At 60.4% G+C, this 19,567-nt stretch carries 25 protein-coding genes; 10 read left to right on the top strand and 15 right to left on the bottom strand.

Features of this window, described 5'->3' with window-relative positions; translation table 11 throughout:
* Positions 1-2: 2 nt before the first annotated feature.
* The 9 genes from hisD to CKW24_RS17130 form a co-directional block, all read right to left on the bottom strand.
* Entirely contained in the window at positions 3-1,328 is a 1,326-nt protein-coding gene (gene hisD, locus CKW24_RS17170; RefSeq protein WP_095169363.1) for a histidinol dehydrogenase, read from the bottom strand.
* Positions 1,329-1,453: 125 nt separating this feature from the next.
* Positions 1,454-2,089: an ATP phosphoribosyltransferase gene (gene hisG, locus CKW24_RS17165; protein WP_095169362.1), complete on the bottom strand. Its 636-nt coding sequence runs from the start codon at positions 2,087-2,089 to the stop codon at positions 1,454-1,456.
* Between the two features lie 125 nt (positions 2,090-2,214).
* Positions 2,215-3,480: a UDP-N-acetylglucosamine 1-carboxyvinyltransferase gene (gene murA / locus CKW24_RS17160; protein WP_095169361.1), complete on the bottom strand. Its 1,266-nt coding sequence runs from the start codon at positions 3,478-3,480 to the stop codon at positions 2,215-2,217.
* A gap of 22 nt (positions 3,481-3,502) precedes the next feature.
* Positions 3,503-3,742: a BolA family protein gene (locus CKW24_RS17155; RefSeq protein ID WP_003439919.1), complete on the bottom strand. Its 240-nt coding sequence runs from the start codon at positions 3,740-3,742 to the stop codon at positions 3,503-3,505.
* Between the two features lie 114 nt (positions 3,743-3,856).
* Positions 3,857-4,162 (bottom strand): lipid asymmetry maintenance protein MlaB, encoded by a 306-nt coding sequence (locus tag CKW24_RS17150; RefSeq protein ID WP_095169360.1) that lies wholly within the window; start codon positions 4,160-4,162, stop codon positions 3,857-3,859.
* The gene (locus tag CKW24_RS17145; protein WP_095169359.1) at positions 4,159-4,800 is read right to left on the bottom strand and encodes a phospholipid-binding protein MlaC; all 642 of its coding nucleotides are present in this window, start codon (positions 4,798-4,800) and stop codon (positions 4,159-4,161) included. Before CKW24_RS17145 ends, CKW24_RS17150 begins: the two co-directional genes overlap by 4 nt.
* Before the next feature lie 11 nt (positions 4,801-4,811).
* The gene (gene mlaD, locus CKW24_RS17140; protein WP_027618532.1) at positions 4,812-5,279 is read right to left on the bottom strand and encodes an outer membrane lipid asymmetry maintenance protein MlaD; all 468 of its coding nucleotides are present in this window, start codon (positions 5,277-5,279) and stop codon (positions 4,812-4,814) included.
* Positions 5,279-6,076 carry a lipid asymmetry maintenance ABC transporter permease subunit MlaE gene (gene mlaE / locus CKW24_RS17135; RefSeq protein ID WP_095169358.1) on the bottom strand — a complete coding sequence of 266 codons (798 nt, stop codon included), beginning with the start codon at positions 6,074-6,076 and terminating at the stop codon, positions 5,279-5,281. Before mlaE ends, mlaD begins: the two co-directional genes overlap by 1 nt.
* Complete coding sequence (locus tag CKW24_RS17130; protein ID WP_095169357.1) at positions 6,076-6,885, bottom strand: ATP-binding cassette domain-containing protein; 810 nt, start codon at positions 6,883-6,885, stop codon at positions 6,076-6,078. The genes mlaE and CKW24_RS17130 overlap by 1 nt, the downstream gene beginning before the upstream one ends.
* Positions 6,886-7,162: 277 nt before the next feature.
* Between CKW24_RS17130 and CKW24_RS17125 the strand changes: the two genes are divergently transcribed.
* From CKW24_RS17125 to CKW24_RS17080, 10 genes are all read left to right on the top strand, one after another.
* Positions 7,163-8,137, top strand: coding sequence for a KpsF/GutQ family sugar-phosphate isomerase (locus tag CKW24_RS17125; protein ID WP_095169356.1), 975 nt, complete (start codon positions 7,163-7,165; stop codon positions 8,135-8,137).
* Entirely contained in the window at positions 8,137-8,661 is a 525-nt protein-coding gene (locus CKW24_RS17120) for an HAD family hydrolase (RefSeq protein WP_095169355.1), read from the top strand. Before CKW24_RS17125 ends, CKW24_RS17120 begins: the two co-directional genes overlap by 1 nt.
* 7 nt (positions 8,662-8,668) lie before the next feature.
* A complete protein-coding gene (gene lptC / locus CKW24_RS17115) occupies positions 8,669-9,241 on the top strand; it encodes an LPS export ABC transporter periplasmic protein LptC (RefSeq protein ID WP_095169354.1) in 573 nt (190 codons plus the stop codon).
* Positions 9,228-9,776, top strand: coding sequence for a lipopolysaccharide transport periplasmic protein LptA (gene lptA, locus CKW24_RS17110; RefSeq protein WP_095169353.1), 549 nt, complete (start codon positions 9,228-9,230; stop codon positions 9,774-9,776). Before lptC ends, lptA begins: the two co-directional genes overlap by 14 nt.
* Positions 9,776-10,501, top strand: a complete 726-nt coding sequence (gene lptB / locus CKW24_RS17105) for an LPS export ABC transporter ATP-binding protein (RefSeq protein ID WP_095169352.1) — start codon at positions 9,776-9,778, stop codon at positions 10,499-10,501. Before lptA ends, lptB begins: the two co-directional genes overlap by 1 nt.
* A 182-nt stretch (positions 10,502-10,683) precedes the next feature.
* On the top strand, positions 10,684-12,177 hold the full coding sequence (locus tag CKW24_RS17100) for an RNA polymerase factor sigma-54 (protein ID WP_095169351.1): 1,494 nt from the start codon (positions 10,684-10,686) through the stop codon (positions 12,175-12,177).
* Positions 12,178-12,285: 108 nt separating this feature from the next.
* Positions 12,286-12,594 (top strand): ribosome hibernation-promoting factor, HPF/YfiA family, encoded by a 309-nt coding sequence (gene hpf / locus CKW24_RS17095; protein WP_003178005.1) that lies wholly within the window; start codon positions 12,286-12,288, stop codon positions 12,592-12,594.
* Between the two features lie 12 nt (positions 12,595-12,606).
* A complete protein-coding gene (gene ptsN / locus CKW24_RS17090; RefSeq protein WP_095169350.1) occupies positions 12,607-13,071 on the top strand; it encodes a PTS IIA-like nitrogen regulatory protein PtsN in 465 nt (154 codons plus the stop codon).
* A gap of 2 nt (positions 13,072-13,073) precedes the next feature.
* Entirely contained in the window at positions 13,074-13,931 is an 858-nt protein-coding gene (gene rapZ, locus CKW24_RS17085; protein WP_095169349.1) for an RNase adapter RapZ, read from the top strand.
* 15 nt (positions 13,932-13,946) lie between these two features.
* Complete coding sequence (locus tag CKW24_RS17080; protein WP_095169348.1) at positions 13,947-14,219, top strand: HPr family phosphocarrier protein; 273 nt, start codon at positions 13,947-13,949, stop codon at positions 14,217-14,219.
* 15 nt (positions 14,220-14,234) lie between these two features.
* Here the strand turns inward: CKW24_RS17080 and CKW24_RS17075 are convergent, their stop codons facing one another.
* The 6 genes from CKW24_RS17075 to pmbA all read right to left on the bottom strand — a co-directional run bounded on the left by CKW24_RS17075 (position 14,235) and on the right by pmbA (position 19,508).
* Complete coding sequence (locus CKW24_RS17075; RefSeq protein WP_095169347.1) at positions 14,235-15,128, bottom strand: ZIP family metal transporter; 894 nt, start codon at positions 15,126-15,128, stop codon at positions 14,235-14,237.
* Positions 15,129-15,159: 31 nt separating this feature from the next.
* Positions 15,160-15,771 carry a superoxide dismutase gene (locus CKW24_RS17070; protein ID WP_095169346.1) on the bottom strand — a complete coding sequence of 204 codons (612 nt, stop codon included), beginning with the start codon at positions 15,769-15,771 and terminating at the stop codon, positions 15,160-15,162.
* Between the two features lies 1 nt (position 15,772).
* A complete protein-coding gene (locus CKW24_RS17065; protein WP_095169345.1) occupies positions 15,773-16,210 on the bottom strand; it encodes a hypothetical protein in 438 nt (145 codons plus the stop codon).
* Positions 16,211-16,237: 27 nt separating this feature from the next.
* Positions 16,238-17,614, bottom strand: a complete 1,377-nt coding sequence (locus CKW24_RS17060) for an aspartate ammonia-lyase (protein WP_095169344.1) — start codon at positions 17,612-17,614, stop codon at positions 16,238-16,240.
* On the bottom strand, positions 17,607-18,002 hold the full coding sequence (locus CKW24_RS17055) for a FagA protein (protein WP_095169343.1): 396 nt from the start codon (positions 18,000-18,002) through the stop codon (positions 17,607-17,609). Before CKW24_RS17055 ends, CKW24_RS17060 begins: the two co-directional genes overlap by 8 nt.
* Before the next feature lie 159 nt (positions 18,003-18,161).
* The gene (pmbA, locus tag CKW24_RS17050) at positions 18,162-19,508 is read right to left on the bottom strand and encodes a metalloprotease PmbA (protein ID WP_095169342.1); all 1,347 of its coding nucleotides are present in this window, start codon (positions 19,506-19,508) and stop codon (positions 18,162-18,164) included.
* Between the last annotated feature and the right edge of the window lie 59 nt (positions 19,509-19,567).

The raw sequence follows: 19,567 nt of genomic DNA, 5'->3' as shown, positions 1-19,567 counted from the left end.
GTTCACTTCCCTTCCTGATCGGCAACGATGCGGTATTCGGCGCTGCGGGCGTGGGCAGTCAACGACTCGCCGCGAGCCAGCACCGAGGCGGTCTTGCCCAGCTCGGAGGCGCCCGCTTCGGAGCAGAAGATGATCGACGAGCGCTTCTGGAAGTCGTAGACCCCCAGCGGCGAGGAAAATCGCGCGGTGCCGGAGGTCGGCAGCACGTGGTTGGGGCCGGCGCAATAATCGCCCAGGGCCTCAGAGGTGTGGCGCCCCATGAAGATCGCGCCAGCGTGACGGATCTGCGACAGCCAGGCTTGCGGGTCGGCCACCGACAACTCCAGGTGCTCCGGGGCGATGCGGTTGGCTACGTCGATGGCTTGTTGCATGTCACGCACCTGGATCAGTGCGCCACGACCGTTGATCGACGTCTGGATGATCTCGGCCCGCTCCATGGTCGGCAGCAGCTTGCTGATGCTCGCCGCCACCCGGTCGAGGAATTCGGCGTCGGGACTGACCAGGATGGCCTGGGCGTCTTCGTCGTGCTCGGCCTGGGAAAACAGGTCCATGGCAATCCAGTCCGGATCGGTCTGGCCGTCGCACACCACGAGGATCTCCGAAGGCCCGGCAATCATGTCGATACCGACCTGGCCAAACACGTGGCGCTTGGCAGTGGCAACGTAGATGTTGCCCGGGCCGACCACCTTGTCGACCCGCGGCACGCTTTCGGTGCCGTAAGCCAATGCGGCAACGGCTTGAGCGCCACCGATGGTGAACACGCGGTCGACGCCGGCGATGCAGGCCGCGGCCAGCACCAGCTCATTGATTTCGCCCCGTGGCGTCGGCACCACCATGACCACCTCGGGCACACCCGCGACCTTGGCTGGAATCGCGTTCATCAGCACCGAAGACGGGTAGGAAGCCTTGCCGCCTGGCACGTACAGGCCCGCGCGATCCAGCGGCGTGACTTTCTGGCCCAGCACCGTGCCATCGGCCTCGGTGTAGCTCCAGGAGTCCTGCTTCTGCTTTTCGTGGTAGCTGCGCACACGGGCGGCGGCGACTTCCAGCGCTTCGCGCTGAGGCACGGAGATGCGGGTGAGCGCCAGCTCCAGACGCTCGCGCGGCAGGATCAGGTCGGCCATGGACTTCACGTCCAGGCCGTCGAACTGGCGGGTAAAGTCCACCAGCGCCGCATCGCCGCGCTCACGCACGGCCTTGATGATGTCCAGCACCCGCTGATTGACCGAGTCGTCAGACACACTTTCCCAGCTCAGCAGATGATCCAGATGATGCGCGAAATCCGGGTCAGCAGCGTTGAGTCGGCGAATTGCAGTCGGTGCGGTCATAGCGAGAGCCTCATAGGAATGGCAAAAACTCAGGCGCCCTAAACTAGCAGTCGTTCCGCTTGGGCACCTGAGAATTCTGGCTATGAGGCGGATAGACGGGCGCGACTTAACGTCGCGCAAGTGAATCAGCCGCGGTGTCGCGACTCCACTGCCTGGCGCAGGGTGTCGATCAACGCCTGGATCCTGGCGTGTTGCATTTTCATCGAAGCCTTGTTGACGATCAGCCGGGAGCTGATCGCCGCAATGAACTCCTGTGGCTCCAGACCGTTGGCCCGCAGCGTGTTGCCGGTATCGACCACGTCGATGATCTTGTCCGCCAGGCCGATCAGCGGTGCCAGTTCCATCGAGCCATACAGCTTGATGATGTCGACCTGGCGGCCTTGCTCGGCGTAGTAGCGCTTGGCAACGTTGACGAACTTGGTGGCGATCCGCAGGCGGCCCTTGGGCTCGATGGCACCGACTTTGCCGGCGGTCATCAGCTTGCATTGGGCGATCTGCAGGTCCAGCGGCTCGTAGAGGCCCTGGCCGCCGTATTCCATCAACACATCTTTACCGGCGACGCCCAGGTCAGCGGCACCATGCTCGACGTAGGTCGGCACATCGGTGGCGCGCACGATGAGCAAGCGCACATCGGCCTGGGTCGTGGGGATGATCAGCTTGCGGCTCTTGTCCGGATTCTCGGTTGGCACGATGCCCGCTTCAGCCAGAAGCGGCAGGGTGTCGTCGAGGATGCGGCCCTTGGACAGTGCGATGGTCAACATGGGAAACGTCAGTCCTTATCAGGCAACGATGCCCGGTCGCAAACGGCGCCGGACACAGATCGAGCCCGTAACAGGCTCGACTTCAACAAATCTGTGGGCACCTCCCTGTGCCCTTGACGCAACGACTAGCCCGGTACGCGGCGGATCTTCGCGCCGAGCATCTGCAGCTTCTCTTCGATGCACTCGTAACCACGGTCTATGTGGTAGATGCGATCGATCAGCGTATCGCCTTCGGCTACCAGCGCCGAAATCACCAGGCTGGCCGAAGCACGCAGGTCGGTGGCCATGACTGGCGCGCCCTTGAGCTTGTCGATGCCGGTAACGATGGCAGTGTTGCCTTCGACCTGGATATGAGCGCCCATGCGGTGCAGCTCGTAGACGTGCATGAAACGGTTTTCGAAGATCGTCTCGATCACAGCGCCCGTGCCTTCGGCAATAGCGTTGAGGGAGATGAACTGCGCCTGCATGTCGGTCGGAAACGCCGGGTACGGAGCAGTACGCACGTTGACCGCTTTCGGTCGCTTGCCGTGCATGTTCAGCTCGATCCAGTCTTCGCCCGTGGTGATTTCAGCACCGGCTTCGCGAAGTTTTTCCAGCACCGCTTCGAGGATGGTCGGATCGGTGTCCTTGACCTTCACCCGGCCGCCGGTCACGGCTGCCGCGACCAGGTAGGTACCGGTTTCGATACGGTCCGGCATCACGCGGTAGGTGGCAGTGCCCAGGCGCTTCACGCCTTCGATGGTGATGGTGTCGGTGCCAGCGCCCTGGACGTTGGCGCCCATGGCGTTGAGGAAGTTCGCCAGGTCGACGACTTCCGGCTCACGAGCGGCGTTCTGCAGCACGCTGCGGCCGTTGGCCAGGGCTGCGGCCATCATGATGTTCTCGGTACCGGTCACACTGACGGTATCGAAGAAGAAGTTAGCCCCGCGCAAGCCGCCTTCTGGCGCCTTGGCCTTGATGTAGCCGCCTTCCACGTCGATGGTCGCGCCCATGGCTTCAAGGCCACGGATGTGCAGGTCGACCGGACGCGAACCGATGGCGCAACCGCCAGGCAGTGCCACTTCGGCCTCGCCAAAACGGGCAACCATCGGCCCCAGCACCAGGATCGAGGCACGCATGGTTTTCACCAGTTCGTACGGCGCGATCAGGGTCTTGATGGTACGTGGGTCGATTTCGACGCTGAGTTTTTCGTCGATCACAGGCTCAATGCCCATGCGACCGAACAGCTCGATCATGGTGGTGATGTCGTGCAAGTGCGGCAGGTTGGCAACCGTCACCGGGCCATCGCACAGCAGCGTTGCCGCCAGGATCGGCAGGGCAGAGTTCTTTGCCCCGGAGATACGGATTTCGCCATCAAGACGAACGCCGCCGGTAATAATCAATTTATCCATAAGAATCTCGACGCCCTTGGGCTCAGGTGCGCTCGGCCCAGGCCGCGCTGCTGAAAAATTTCATAGTGACCGCGTGGATGCTGCCATCGGCGATCCATGGGTTCAAATGGGCATAGATGCTCTGCTGACGCTTGACCGGGCTCAAAGCCACCAGTTCATCGCTAATCACGTTCAGCTGAAAGTTGCAGCCTTCGCCTTCAACTTCTACCTGAGTTCCGGGAAGCTTTCCCTCAAGGAAGCTCTTCACTTCTACGGCCTGCATGCTAAACCTCAATCGGCGCCCTGTGCGCGCGGGTCGGACATCATACAAAAAAGCCCCGCGCCTGCGAACCCCGCATAGCAGGACTCTGACGGGGGGCTTCTTTATAGATGGTAGTTAAGGGTGCGCCAAAAGCTCGGTCAAACCCGAGACCTGAGCAATTTCACGCATATCGTCAGGCAGGGCACGGATGCTCACCGCCTTGCCCGCCGCTGCCGCATCACGAATGAACGCCAGCAGCAAGGACAAGCCAACGCTGCTGGATTTCTCCACACCGGCGCAATCGAGCACCACGGCAGGTGCCGTGCTCGATTTGATCAAGGCCTGGCCCTGCTTGCGCAGGACTGGCCCGGAGCGGTAATCGAGGACTCCGCTGAGCAGCAGCTCACCAGCCTCCCCCAAACGCACGGCCGAGTCACTCATTGGCTTTGCTTCTCGGTGTTTTCCTTGGCCTTGGCCACTTCACCGGCCCAACCATTGATGGTCTTGTCCAGGTCGTTGCCGTTGCGTTGCATGGCGTCGGCGAACTGGTCACGGAACAGCTTGCCAATGTTGATGCCATTGATGATCACGTTGCGCAGTTTCCACTCGCCATTGATCTTTTCCAGGGTGTAGGACACTGGATAGATCGCGCCGTTGCTGCCCTTGACGGTCATGCCGACGCTGGTGCGGTTGCCCGACTCGTCCTTGGCCGGGTCCACGGTGATGCCCTGGTTGTTGTACTCAAGCAGCGCATTGCCATAGAACTGGAACAGGCCAGTCTTGAAGTTCTCTTCGAAGGTCTTCATCTGCGCCGGCGTGGCTTTGCGCGAATACTTGACGGTCATGATGCTCTTGGAGATGCCTTCGGCATCCACCACGGGCCCGACAATGCTGTTCAACGCGGCGTAGAAGTCTTTCGGGTCCTGCTTGTACTTTTCCTTGTTGGCCGCCAGATCGGCGAGCAACCGGCTGGTCGTATCCTGCACCAGATCATGCGCAGAGGGCGCAGCCACGGCGTTAGCCACCAGCGGCAAGGCCGCGAGCAGTACCAACAGGCCACGTCGCAAGGTAGAGATCATGGAAAAACTCCTCATTTAGCTTCTTTACTAACAGTATTGAGCAGGAATTTACCGATCAGGTCTTCGAGCACCAGCGAGGACTGCGTGTCATGGATGGTCCCGCCATCCTTGAGCAAGGATTCTTCGCCGCCCACGCTGATACCGATGTATTTCTCGCCCAACAGGCCAGCGGTGAGGATAGATGCAGTGGAGTCGGACGGCAGGTTATCTACCCGTTTTTCCAGCTGCAGCGTCACACGTCCGGTGAAACTGTCGCGATCCAGATCGATTGCCGTGACCTTGCCGATGGTCACACCGGCCATGGTCACTTTCGATCTGACAGTCAAACCGGCGATATTGTCGAAATACGCATAAAGTTTATAGCTGTCGGTGCTCGACACCGGGGACAGTCCACTGACCCGCAGGGCAAGCAACAGTAAAGCCAGGATGCCAGCCAGCAAGAAAAGGCCGACACCGATTTCCAGGGTGCGGTTTTGCATCAGAAATCTCCAAACATCAAGGCGGTCAGAATAAAGTCCAGGCCGAGAATGGCCAATGAGGCATACACCACGGTCTTGGTGGTGGCACGACTGATCCCCTCTGAAGTGGGCTCACAGTCATAGCCTTGGAATACGGCGATCCAGGTCACGACAAAGGCAAAGACCATGCTTTTAATGACACCATTGAGCACGTCGCCATTGAACGTCACGCTGTTTTGCATGTTCGACCAGTAAGAGCCTTCATACACGCCCAGCCAGTCGACAGCCACCCAGGAACCACCCCAGATACCAACCACGCTGAAAATCATCGCCAGCAGCGGCAGGGAAATGAAGCCGGCCCATAGTCTTGGGGCAATGATGTACTTGAGCGGGTCGACGCCAATCATTTCCAGGCTGGACAACTGCTCGGTGGACTTCATGTTGCCGATTTCCGCGGTCAGCGCCGAACCGGCGCGCCCGGCAAACAGCAGCGCAGTCACCACCGGCCCCAGCTCGCGCAACAGGGTCAGCGCCACCATCTGCCCAACCGCCTGCTCCGAACCGTAGCTGGAGAGGATGTTGAAGCCTTGCAGCGCCAGCACCATGCCGATGAAGATCCCCGAGACCACAATGATCACCAGGGACATCACGCCAACCGAGTGCAGCTGCTTGATCAGCAGACTGAACCCGCCGCCGACGCTGCCGCGCCCGAGCAAGGCGTGAAACAGGAACAATGACGAACGGCCAAGCACCGCGACGCTGTCGATGGCGGCCTGGCCGAATCGACGCACTCTCTCTATCAGTGAAGTCTTGCGCATCAGCGCTTCCCCAGAAGATCTGCGCGGTAATCCGTCGCGGGAAAATGGAAGGGTACCGGCCCGTCCGGATCACCTTTCATGAATTGGCGGATCCGCGGATTATCGGAATCCATCAGTTCGGCGGGCGTGCCCTGCCCCAATACCTGGCCATCACCGACCACATACAGGTAATCAGCGATGCTCGCGGTTTCGGCCAGGTCATGGGAAACCACGATGCTGGTGATCCCCAGAGCATCGTTGAGCAGGCGGATCAGGCGTACCAGCACCCCCATGGCGATGGGGTCCTGGCCGACGAAGGGCTCGTCGTACATGAGGATGCCCGGGTCCAGGGCAATCGCCCGGGCCAGCGCGACACGACGCTTCATGCCGCCGGACAGTTCGTCAGGCATCAACTCGGTAGCCCCGCGCAAACCCACCGCCTGCAGTTTCATCAGGACGATGTCGCGGATCATTTCTTCGGGCAGCTGGGTATGCACGCGCAGCGGAAACGCGACGTTCTCGAATACATCGAGGTCGGTGAACAACGCTCCGCTCTGGAACAGCACGCCCATATGCTTGCGCGCATCGAACAGATCGCTGCGCGACAGCTTGGGCAAATTCTGGCCGTTGACCCACACTTCGCCACTGGAAGGACGCAACTGCGCGCCCATCAGGCGTAGCAGCGTGGTTTTCCCGCAACCGGAAGGCCCCATGATGCCGGTGACCTTACCGCGTGGTATGCGAATATCGACATTGTTGAAAATGCTGCGCGCGCCGCGCTTGAAGGACACTCCCTTAAGCTCGACCGCGTAGGCGTTATCGGCACTCATCTAAACTCCTTGCGATGCAAGCCTCTCACTCGGACGCCGCACCCTCCGACGAGAGCACATATCATCCTTGGCAGGCCGGACAGGCGACGAACTATATCACTGCCCAGCCACGGCGCCCAAGGCCGAAGACCGCCGCATTCAGCTTCAATTAAGGTTAAAGCCGGTTAATCGCAGGGTTCCCGTGACGCAGCCCGCACAAAGCGTGACGAACTAACGTGAGGGAATTGATCATTACCGTTATAATCGCCACCTTTTCCCAGGCTATTCGACTTCAGACATGAGCCAGCCCAGCGACCCGATCAAATCGGCACAACGTACGATCCGCCTCGAGCTGGAAGCCGTCAAAGGCTTGCTGGCCCATATCGACGCAGACTTCGTACGCGCTTGCGAGTTGATTCTGTCCAGCAAAGGCCGAGTGGTGGTAGTCGGCATGGGCAAGTCCGGGCACATCGGCAACAAGATTGCCGCGACCCTGGCCAGCACCGGCACCACGGCCTTTTTCGTGCACCCCGCCGAAGCCAGCCACGGCGACATGGGCATGATTACCCGCGATGACATCATCCTGGCCCTGTCCAATTCCGGCTCGACCCACGAAATCATCACCCTGCTGCCGCTGATCAAGCGCATGGGGATCCAGTTGATCAGCCTGACCGGCAATCCTGACTCAGCGCTGGCCAAGGCCGCCGATGTCAATCTCAATGTGCATGTCGAGCATGAAGCCTGCCCGCTGAACCTGGCACCCACCTCATCGACCACCGCCGCGCTGGTGATGGGCGACGCCCTGGCAGTGGCCCTGCTGGAAGCCCGGGGCTTTACCGCCGAAGACTTCGCCTTTTCCCACCCGGGTGGCGCGCTGGGTCGCCGCCTGCTGCTGAAGGTCGAAGACGTCATGCACATCGGTGCCGACTTGCCGCAGGTGGCGCGCGGCACGCCGCTCAAGGACGCTTTGCTGGAAATGACCCGCAAGGGCCTGGGCATGACCGTGGTCCTGGAAGCCGATGGCACCCTGGCCGGGATTTTCACCGACGGCGACCTGCGCCGCTCCCTGGACCGCGCGATCGACTTCCAGCAGGCCAAAATCGAGCACGTGATGACCCTTCACGGCAAGACCGCCCGGGCCGACATGCTCGCCGCACAAGCCCTGAAGATCATGGAAGACAACAAGATCAACGCCTTGGTGGTGGTCGACGACAACGACCGCCCGGTAGGTGCCCTGAACATGCACGACTTGTTGCGCGCAGGGGTGATGTAATGGCTGACGACCTGCTCGAACGCGCCAGGCCCGTCAAGCTGGCGGTCTTCGACGTCGACGGCGTACTCACGGACGGACGCCTGCATTTCCTCGAGGATGGCAGCGAGCTCAAGAGTTTCAGCACCCTCGACGGCCAGGGCATGAAAATGTTGCGAGCCAGCGGTGTGACAATGGCCATTATCAGTGGTCGAACTAGCCCGGCAGTCCAGCATCGCGCCAAAAACCTGGGGATTACCCACCTGTATCAAGGCCGCGAGGACAAACTTGCGGTGCTCGACGAGCTTCTCGCGCAACTGGGCCTAAGCTATGAACAGGTCGCCTATCTGGGCGACGATCTGCCCGACCTGCCGGTGATTGTGCGGGTCGGCCTGGGCATGGCCGTTGCCAACGCCGCGAGTTTTGTCCGCGAACACGCCCACGGCATCACCGAGGCCCGTGGTGGTGAAGGTGCTGCTCGAGAATTCTGTGAATTGATATTACGCGCCCAAGGCAATCTGCAAGACGCCAACGCCGCGTACCTGTGAGTCATTTATGCTGAGTAAAAAGTTTCGCAACATCGTGTTTTTCGCAGCCATCGCCGCGCTGTTTGCGGCAGTCGGCTACTGGAACATCAGCCCCGAGCGCTTTCTCGACAAGCCGGTAGCCGCAGTCAACGAGAGCGAGATCGACTACTACGCCATCAACGCCCACAGCGTGCAGTTCCTGCCAGATGGCAAGTTGCAGTACGACATGACGTCCGACAAGGTCGAGCACGTCAAGGCCAGCGAAGTGACCTTGCTGACCAAACCGGACCTGCAGATGTATCGCGGCAGCGAATTCCCCTGGCACGTGCAGAGCGAACGTGGCGAGGTCAATCCTGACGGCACCGAGGTCGAGCTGATCGACTCGGTGCGCATTGCACGCACCGATGCCAAGAATCGCCCAATGGTCATCACCACCACACGCATGACGGTATTCCCCAAGCAACAATATGCGCAGACCCAGCAAGCCGTTAGAATCGACGGCGCTGGCGGTGTATCGACTGGTACCGGAATGAAGGCGTATTTGAAAGACAGCAGGATACACCTGCTATCGAACGTAAGAGGACAGTATGAGGCTCGTTAAAACCCTCCCTATTTTGCTCAGTCTGGGCGCAGCACTGGGAAGCGTGAGCGCCTGGGCCCTGCCGACCGATAGAGATCAACCTATCCGCATCCAGGCCGACGACGCCCAACTGGACGACAAGAACGGTATCGCCACCTACAAGGGCGACGTGATCATCACCCAGGGCTCGATGAAGGTCACCGGCAACACCGTGACCATCACCCGCACCGCGGCTGGTGATATCGACGTCGTGACCTCGGTCGGCAACCTGGCCTACTTCGAGCAGATGCAGACTGCGGGCGACTCCAAGCCCGTGCAGGGCTACGGGGTGACCATCCAGTACCACGCCTCGCAAGACCGCGTCGTGCTGATCGATCGGGCCAAAGTCGTCGACAAGGACGGCAACATTACCCAGGGCGAGAAAATCGTCTACGACACCAACAAAAAGCTCGCCAGCGCCGGTCGCGCCACGGGCAGCAAGGTCACTGAGCAACGTCCGCGGATCGACATGGTCATCCAGCCGAAAAAGAAAACTGACGAGCAAAAGGCCCAGTAATGGCAACTCTCAAAGCCCAGCACTTGGCCAAGAGCTACAAGAGCCGTCAGGTCGTGCGTGACGTCAGCCTGTCCATCGACAGCGGCCAGATCGTCGGCCTGCTTGGCCCTAACGGTGCCGGCAAGACCACCTGCTTCTACATGATCGTCGGCCTGGTGCAGGCCGATCAGGGTCGCGTACTGATCGATGACCTGGACGTCAGCCACCAGCCCATGCACGGTCGCGCGCGGGCAGGTATCGGCTATCTTCCACAGGAAGCGTCGATCTTCCGCAAACTGTCGGTTGCCGACAACATCATGGCCATTCTCGAAACCCGCAAGGAACTCGACAAGGCCGGTCGGCGCAAGGAACTCGAAAGCCTGTTGCAGGAGTTCCACATCAACCACATCCGCGACAACCTGGGCATGAGCCTTTCCGGTGGCGAACGACGCCGCGTGGAAATTGCCCGCGCCCTCGCCACCGCGCCGAAATTCATCCTGCTCGACGAACCTTTCGCCGGCGTGGACCCGATTTCGGTCGGCGACATCAAGCAGATCATCCATCACCTCAAGGCCAAGGGCATTGGCGTGCTGATCACGGACCACAACGTGCGTGAAACCCTGGACATCTGCGAAACCGCCTACATCGTCAACGATGGTCAACTGATCGCGGAAGGTGACGCTGAAACCATCCTGGCCAACGAACTGGTCAAGGAAGTGTACCTGGGCCATGAGTTCCGCCTTTAAGCTGCGAGGCGTCTGGTCTGCCGGCAGAGCGGATTGTCAATGAAAGCCTTAATATTTTTATTGTCATGACGCTCTAGGCAAACACTTCAGTTTCAGGCATATAATTTGCTTAAGTTTGGCGCTCCGGCGCCCTGTAGTGGATGGCGCACGTGCGCCGGCGAATAAGGTGTTAAGCCCCAGCCATGAAACCATCGCTAGTCTTGAGAATGGGCCAGCAGCTGACGATGACACCGCAGCTGCAACAGGCCATCCGCCTGCTCCAATTGTCGACCCTGGACCTGCAACAGGAAATCCAGGAAGCCTTGGAGTCAAATCCAATGCTCGAACGCCAGGAAGAAGGCGACGACTTCGATAACGCCGACCCGATGGCGGACAACATCGAGCACAAACCCAACACCGACGTCCAGGAACCCTCCTACCAGGAAACCGCCCCCACGGTGGATAACCTCGAGGAAGGAGAATGGAACGAGCGCATTCCCAATGAACTACCGGTCGACACCGCCTGGGAAGACGTCTACCAGACCAGTGCCAGCAGCTTGCCCAGCAACGATGACGACGAGTGGGACTTCACCACCCGCACCTCCGCCGGGGAAAGCCTGCAGAGCCACTTGCTCTGGCAATTGAACCTGTCCCCGATGTCCGACACCGATCGCCTGATCGGCGTGACCCTGATCGACTGCATCAACAACCAGGGTTACCTGGACGAAACCCTTGAGGAAATTCTCGAGGCATTCGACCCGGAACTGGACATCGAGCTGGACGAAATCGAAGCCGTCCTGCACCGCATCCAGCAATTCGAACCCGCCGGCATCGGCGCCCGCAACCTGGGCGAGTGCCTGTTGCTGCAATTGCGCCAGCTGGCCGCCAAGACCCCTTGGCTGGCAGAAGCCAAGCGCCTGGTCAGCGATTACATCGACCTGCTCGGCAGCCGCGACTACAGCCAACTGATGCGGCGCATGAAGCTCAAGGAAGACGAACTGCGCCAGGTCATCGAACTGGTCCAGAGCCTCAACCCGCGACCTGGCTCGCAGATCGAGTCCAGCGAAGCCGAGTACGTGGTGCCGGATGTGATCGTGCGCAAGGACAACGAGCGCTGGCTGGTGGAACTGAACCAGGAGTCGGTACCGCGCTTGCGGGTCAACCCCCAGTACGCCGGATTCGTCCGTCGCGCTGACACCAGCGCCGACAACACCTTCATGCGCAATCAGTTGCAGGAGGCGCGCTGGTTCATCAAGAGCCTGCAAAGCCGCAACGAAACCCTGATGAAAGTGGCCACCCAGATCGTCGAGCACCAGCGCGGCTTTCTCGAATATGGCGACGAGGCGATGAAGCCGCTGGTCCTGCATGACATTGCCGAAGCGGTAGGCATGCACGAGTCGACGATTTCCCGGGTCACCACGCAAAAATTCATGCATACCCCGCGCGGTATCTATGAGCTGAAATACTTTTTCTCAAGCCACGTCAGCACCTCCGAAGGCGGCGAATGCTCGTCCACGGCGATCCGCGCGATCATCAAAAAACTGGTTGCCGCGGAAAATCAGAAAAAGCCGTTGAGTGACAGCAAGATCGCTGGTTTACTGGAGGCACAAGGTATTCAGGTAGCCCGTCGTACCGTCGCCAAGTACCGTGAATCCCTCGGGATCGCGCCTTCGAGCGAACGCAAGCGATTGATGTAACGGGCCACGCCACAGCGTTCCAGGGTGTTTTCGAAATCTTTCGCAGACACCCTAGTGGCAGGCAACTCGGCCTGCCGCCTTATGCACTGGCAACGAAGGAGAAGCTGTATGCAAGTCAACATCAGTGGACACCAACTGGAAGTTACCGAACCTCTGCGCACCTACATCGGCGAAAAACTCGACCGACTGGAGAGGCATTTCGACAAGATCACCAACGTGCAAGTCACGATGAACGTCGAGAAGCTGTTGCAGAAAATCGAAGCCACGCTGCATATCCCCGGCGGAGAAGTAGTCGCCAATGCCGAGCATACGGACATGTATGCCGCCATTGACCTGCTGACCGACAAGCTGGACCGTCAACTTAAAAAGCATAAGGAAAAGACCCAGAGCCTCCTCCAGGGCGCAACCGGTCGCTAACACCCCCATCCCATGATCCGACTTGAAAGCATCCTGACCCCCGGCCGTTCTTTGGTGAACGTGCCGGGCGGCAGTAAAAAACGCGCCCTCGAACAAATTGCCAACCTGATCGCCCGGGAAGTCCCGGATCTGGAGATGCAAGATGTCTTCGAGAGCCTGATCGCCCGTGAAAAACTCGGCTCGACCGGTTTTGGCAACGGCATCGCCATTCCTCACTGCCGCCTCAAAGGCTGCGAGGCGCCCATCAGCGCCCTGATGCACCTGGACGCACCCATTGATTTCGACGCCATCGATGGCGCTCCGGTCGACCTGCTGTTTGTTCTGCTGGTCCCGCAAGCCGCCACCGATGCCCACCTGGAGCTCCTGCGCCAGATCGCCAGCATGCTGGATCGCAAGGAAGTGCGCGATCGCCTGCGCAGCGCCAGCACCAGTGAAGCCCTGTACCAGGTTGTCCTGGACGAGCAAAACGGTCACTAATCATGCGCTTGATCATCGTCAGCGGCCGCTCCGGCTCCGGTAAAAGCACGGCCCTCAATGTACTGGAGGACAACGGCTACTACTGCATCGACAACCTGCCCGCCGGGTTGCTCCCTGAATTGGCCGAACGCGCGTTGATTCACAACGACATGGCCCAGCCACTGGTGGCCGTGTCGATCGATGCGCGCAACCTGCCGAGCCATCTGTCACGCTTCCCTGATCTGCTCGAAGAAGTGCGTAGCCGGCACATCCAATGTGATGTGCTGTACCTCGACGCCGATGAAGAAACCCTGCTCAAGCGCTTCTCGGAAACCCGTCGGCGCCACCCACTGAGCAACTCGCAACGTTCGCTGGCCGAAGCCATCCAGGACGAGACCCGCCTGCTGGAGCCGATCTCCGACCTCGCCGACCTCAAGCTCAACACCACCAACCTGAACCTCTACCAGCTGCGTGACACCATCAAGTTGCGCCTGCTCAATCAACCCGAGCCGGGCACCGCATTCCTGGTCGAGTCGTTCGGGTTCAAGCGCGGCATGCCGGTGGATGCAGACCTGGTGTTCGACGTACGCTGCCTGCCCAACCCCTACTGGAAACCGGAACTGCGCGCGCAATCCGGGCTGGACCAGCCGGTTGCCGAATACCTGGCCGCTCAGCCGGATGTCGAAGAAATGTTTGAAGACATCTCCAGCTACCTGCTCAAATGGTTGCCGCGCTTTGCCGCCAGCAATCGGGCCTACGTGACCATAGCCATTGGCTGTACGGGCGGGCATCACCGCTCCGTCTACCTGACCGAGCGCCTGGGCCAGGTCCTGCAAAAAACCCTGAAGAACGTCCAGGTTCGCCACCGCGACCTTAGCTAAAGGATTCACACCGCGATGCCTGCTCTGGAAATTGAAATCATCAACAAACTGGGCCTGCACGCCCGCGCTTCAGCCAAGTTCGTCGGCGTTGCAGGCCAGTACCCGTGCCAGATCCGTGCAGGACGCACTCCAGAGTCGATGGTCGACGGCAAGAGCATCATGGCTATGATGATGCTGGCCGCAGGCAAAGGCACCCGCATCCACCTGAGCACCGAAGGCGAGCAGGAACAAGAAGCGCTGGATGCACTGGTAGCACTGATCAACAACTACTTCGACGAAGGCGAATAAGACCGCAGCAGCCCCCTACCCCAACGCCGTATCCATCACCATCATCAAGCAAAACCCGATCAGCAAGCCCAGGCTGGCAAGTTTCTCGTGACCATTGCGGCGCGATTCGGGGATCACCTCATGAGTCACCACCAGCAGCATCGCACCCGCAGCCAGGGCCAGGCCCAACGGCAGGATCACCTCGGCCAGGCTTACCAGCCAGGCACACAGCAATGCAAACACCGGCTCGACCAACCCTGATGCGGCGCCGATCAGGAAGGCCTTGACCCGCGACATCCCGGCTCCCGCCAGTACCAGCGCGATTACCAGCCCTTCCGGCACATCCTGCAAGGCAATGCCCATGGCCAGGCTATCTGCGTCCGCCATGCCACCACCGGCCGAAACTCCCACTGCCATGCCTTCAGGAATGTTGTGGGCAATGATGGCGAACACGAACAGCCAGATGCGTGGCGGGATGACCGGGCGCTCCTGGGTGCCCACCAGCATCTCGGGGGTCGCACCGGACATCTGCCGATCCACCACAAACAGCCCGAACGCCCCCAGCATGATGCCGCAGCACATCAGGCCGCTGGCAGCCCAGGATGACAGCCCCAGACTTTCAGCAGCGGCGATTCCCGGCACAATCAGCGAAAAGGCCGTCGCCGCCAGCATTACCCCGGCGCCAAAACCCAGCAAGGTATCGCTGAGCGCCACTGGCATCCGCCGGATCACCAGCACCGGCACCGCCCCAAGGGCCGTGCCCAGCGCGCAGATCGCCCCGCCCTGCAGGGCCCGCATCAACTTTGGCTCAAGGTCGAGCCACGCCAGGCCATGGGCAACCAGCAAGGTAGTACCTGCCAGCAGCAGGAGCGAACCCAGCGCATAACGAAACATTCGCCCACTGCTGATCGTCAGTGTTTCAGTGCCCATAAGTGGCCTTAGGTCTTTTTATAGTGAAGGCTCAAGCCAGCGCAGCCTGATAGCGCTGCGCAACTTGCGGCCAATGGATCACGTTGTAAAACGCATTGATGTATTCCGGGCGGCGGTTCTGGTAGCGCAGGTAATACGCGTGCTCCCAGACATCCAGACCGAGGATTGGCGTATTGCCATTCATCAACGGGCTATCCTGGTTGCCACTGCTTTCCACCACCAGGGTCTTTTCCGGGGTAACGCTCAACCACGCCCAACCACTGCCGAAACGGCTCAACGCGGCCTTGGTGAAGGCCTCCTTGAAGCTGTCGAAACCACCCAATTGAGCATCGATCGCCTTGGCCAACTCGCCTACTGGCAGACCACCACCGTTGGGTACCATGACCGCCCAGAACAACGAATGGTTGGCATGCCCGCCACCCTGGTTGATCACCGCTGCGCGCAGCTTTTCCGGCAATTGCTGGACACTGGCCACCAAGCGCTCCACTGGCCACTCGGCAAACTCGGTGCCCTCCACTGCAGCATTGAGGTTGTTGATGTAAGTCTGGTGGTGCTTGGTGTAGTGGATCTCCATGGTCTGCGCATCGATATGCGGTTCCAGGGCATCGTAGGCGTAAGGCAGGGCCGGCAGGGTAAAAGCCATTTTAATGAGCTCCATAAAAAGCGCGCGCAGCATTAGGCTGCGCTGCGGTATCGATGTGCAGCAGACGGTGGGTACGCGGGTACTCGCCGTACTCGCTGATGAAAGTGAGCAGCTCGACATAAGTCTTGCTGCTTTGACGCAGTGCCGCCTCGCGCAAGGCCGGTGCCTGGCGCGGGTCCTGCAGGGTCTGCAACAGCAATTGATGGATGGCGCACAGGTATTCGGCGCTCTCCTCCGGCTGGTTCAGGCGCAGATGCAGGTCGGCGAGGTTGTGATGGGAGATCACACAGGCGGCGACCGCCTCGTCCGCGTCCGCCCAGCGAGCGAACAGCACCTGCGCCAGTGCCAGGGCCTGCAGGTAGGCCTCGCGAGCATCGACCAACTCGCCCAGCATGAAGCAGCGGTTGGCCCTTTCGATCGTGCGTTTCCAGTGCTCCATGGTGAGCCTCCTATGCGGTGACAGTGATTACACGCCGCCTGCGGTGAGCTTTTCCGGATTAAGCAGCTCTTCCAGTTGGCTTCGCGACAGGTCGGTGTATTCGAGGGCCACGTCGATCACCGGGCGACCTTGCTGATAGGCGGTCTTGGCGATTTCGGCGGCCTTCTGGTAACCAATGATCGGGTTGAGCGCAGTGACCAGGATCGGATTGCGCGACAGTGCTTCCTTGAGCTTGGCCTCATTGACCTTGAAGCTGGCAATGGCCTTGTCCGCCAGCAGGCGACTGGAGTTGGCCAGCAACTCGATGCTGCTCAGCAGATTCTGGGCAATGATCGGCAGCATCACGTTCAGCTCGAAGTTGCCCGACTGCCCGGCGACGGTGATCACGCTGTCATTGCCGATCACTTGCGCGGCCACCATCGCGGTCGCTTCTGGAATCACCGGGTTGACTTTGCCCGGCATGATCGATGAGCCAGGCTGCAGCCCTTCGAGCTCGATTTCACCGAGGCCGGCCAAGGGGCCCGAGTTCATCCAACGCAGGTCGTTGGCGATCTTCATCAGCGATACGGCAGTCGCCTTGAGCTGCCCGGACACCGCCACGGCGGTATCCTGGGAGCCGATCAAGGCAAACAGATCCTTGCCCGGGGTGAATGGCACCTTGGTCAGGCTGCTCAGTTGCTGGCTGAAACGTGCCGCGAACTGCGGGTGCGCATTGATCCCGGTGCCCACCGCCGTGCCGCCCTGGGCCAGGGATTGCAGGGCTGGCAACAGGTTGTGCAAATGGCCGATGTTGGCCTTGAGCTGCTGCGCCCAACCGTTGAGTACCTGGCTCATGCGCACGGGCATGGCGTCCATCAGATGGGTACGCCCGGTCTTGATGAACGGGTGAACCTGCTCGGCCTTGCGCTCGATCACCTGCACCAGGTGCTCGAGCGCCGGCAGCAGTTGTTCGTGCAGCGCCAGCGCGGCGCTGACGTGGATGGTGGTGGGAATGATGTCGTTGCTGCTCTGGCCGCAATTGACGTGGTCGTTGGGATTGATCGGCTCGCCCAACAGGCGACTGGCCAGGGTGGCCAACACTTCGTTGGCGTTCATGTTGGAACTGGTGCCGGAGCCGGTCTGGAAAATATCCACCGGGAAGTGCGGCATGAAATCCCCTTCAAGCAGACCCTGGGCCGCATCGACAATGGCCTTGCCCTGGGCTTCGCTCAGTTGCTGGAGCTCCACGTTGGCCTTGGCTGCCGCCGCCTTGGCGAGGATCAGCGCGCGAATGAACTGCGCAGGCATGCGCTGGCCACTGATGGGGAAGTTGTCCACGGCACGCTGGGTCTGTGCGCCGTACAAGGCGTCTACCGGGACTTGCAACTCACCCATGCTGTCACGTTCGATACGGGTATTACTCATCGGGAAATCCTTGCACCAGTTCAATGAGGGGAATGGAGGGCAGCAACTCGCAGGTCGCCAGTTGCCAGGTGTAGCTTTGCCAGCGCTTGAGCCGGCATTTGCACAAAGACAGGCGCTCCAGGTCGCGCAGCGGTCGCCAGGCCTGGTCCAGGCAGAGGCTGCGCCAATGCCAGGGCAAGGCGACATCGGCAGCGGTGTCCAGGAGCAATCGAAATGAGGTTTCAGCGACGGTCCAGGCCGAAGTAGCCGTACAACAGGACAGATACCGGCCTTCGGCCAGGTAATGTTCGATCAGGCGCGGTTCGTCAGGATCCAGCGCACAGCGGATCTGACGACTCATCCAGCGCCAGCTTTCGAGGTAAGGCTGCTCGTGCAAGGCAGAACTCATGACCCAGGCTCATTCGATAATGAGATTTATTATTATATGATAATGAGAACCAAAACAACCCCGCCATCAATATAGAACTCATTGTGCGAGCCCGAGCAAGGCCCATAAAAAAGGCGCGCCATCCGATGGGATGGCGCGCCTTTTTGGCAACGGTATGGTTTAGCTACCCGCCACCGTCATCCGCTCGATCAGTACCGAGCCGGTGCGAATGTTGCTGCGCAGTTCCAGGTCATTACCGACGGCCACGATCTGCTTGAACATATCGCGCATGTTGCCGGCAATCGTCACCTCCTGGACCGCGAACTGGATTTCGCCGTTCTCGACCCAGAACCCCGCCGCACCCCGGGAGTAGTCGCCGGTCACCATGTTCAGCCCATGGCCCATCAACTCGGTCACCAGCAGGCCGCGGCCCATGCGCCGCAACAGCGCTGCCTGGTCTTCATCACCATGGGTGACGAAGAGGTTGTGCACGCCGCCTGAGTTGGCGGTGCTCGGCATACCGAGCTTGCGGCCGGAATAGGTACCCAGCACGTACGATACCAACTCGCCGTTTTCGACGAACGGCTTGGCGTAGGTGGCCAGGCCATCACCGTCGAACGCCGAACTGCCCATGGCGCGCATCAAGTGCGGGCGCTCATCGATGGTCAGCCACTCAGGAAACAATTTCTGCCCCAATGCACCCTCGAGAAACGACGACTTGCGGTACAGATTGCCGCCGGAGATCGCCCCCAGAAAACTGCCAAACAGGCCACCCGCCAGTTCGGCGGAAAACAGCACTGGCACTTCACAGGTCGGCACCGGCCGTGCGCCCAGGCGGCTGGCGGCACGCTGCGCAGCGCGTTGGCCAATGCTCAACGGATCGGCCAGCAAGTTGCCCTGGCGATTGACGTCATACCAGTAGTCGCGCTGCATCTGGCCATCCGCCTCGGCGATCATCACGCAACTGAGGCTGTGGCGGGTAGACGCATAACCACCGATGAAACCATGACTGTTGCCATACACCCGGCAGCCCTGATGGGTGCTGAGGGTGGTGCCATCGGCATTCTTGATCCGGCTGTCGGCGGCAAAGGCGGCGGCTTCGCAAGCCAGGGCCTTTTCGATCGCCTGCTCAGGCGTGATGTCCCAGGCGTGGAACAGGTCGAAGTCCGTCAGGTCCCTGGCCATCAGCGCGGCATCGGCCAGGCCCGAGTGTTCGTCTTCGGAGGTGTGCTTGGCGATCGCCAGTGCCGCGGCAACGGTTTCACGAATCGCCTCGGCGCCACTGGCCGAGGTGCTGGCCGAGCCTTTGCGCTGGCCAACATACAAGGTGATGCCAAAGCCCTGGTCGCGGTTGAACTCAACCGTTTCGACTTCCCGCTGGCGTACCGATGTCGACAGGCCCTGCTCCAGAGACACAGCCACTTCGCAGGCACTGGCACCCTGGCGCTTGGCTTCGGCGATGATCTGCTCGACTTGCTCTTGCAGTGCCGGCAACGCTTGTGGGCCGACGCTTTCAACTGCACTCATGCTGTTCTCCACTCAAATTCTGCTTTCGGTTAAGGCCATCGAGCGACCGGGCCGGACAA

Source organism: Pseudomonas sp. Irchel 3H3 (genome assembly GCF_900187635.1).
In the GTDB taxonomy this organism is placed as follows: Bacteria; Pseudomonadota; Gammaproteobacteria; order Pseudomonadales; family Pseudomonadaceae; genus Aquipseudomonas.
The sequence above is the reverse complement of the archived record's forward strand: the minus strand, read 5'-3'. Positions and strand labels throughout refer to the sequence as shown.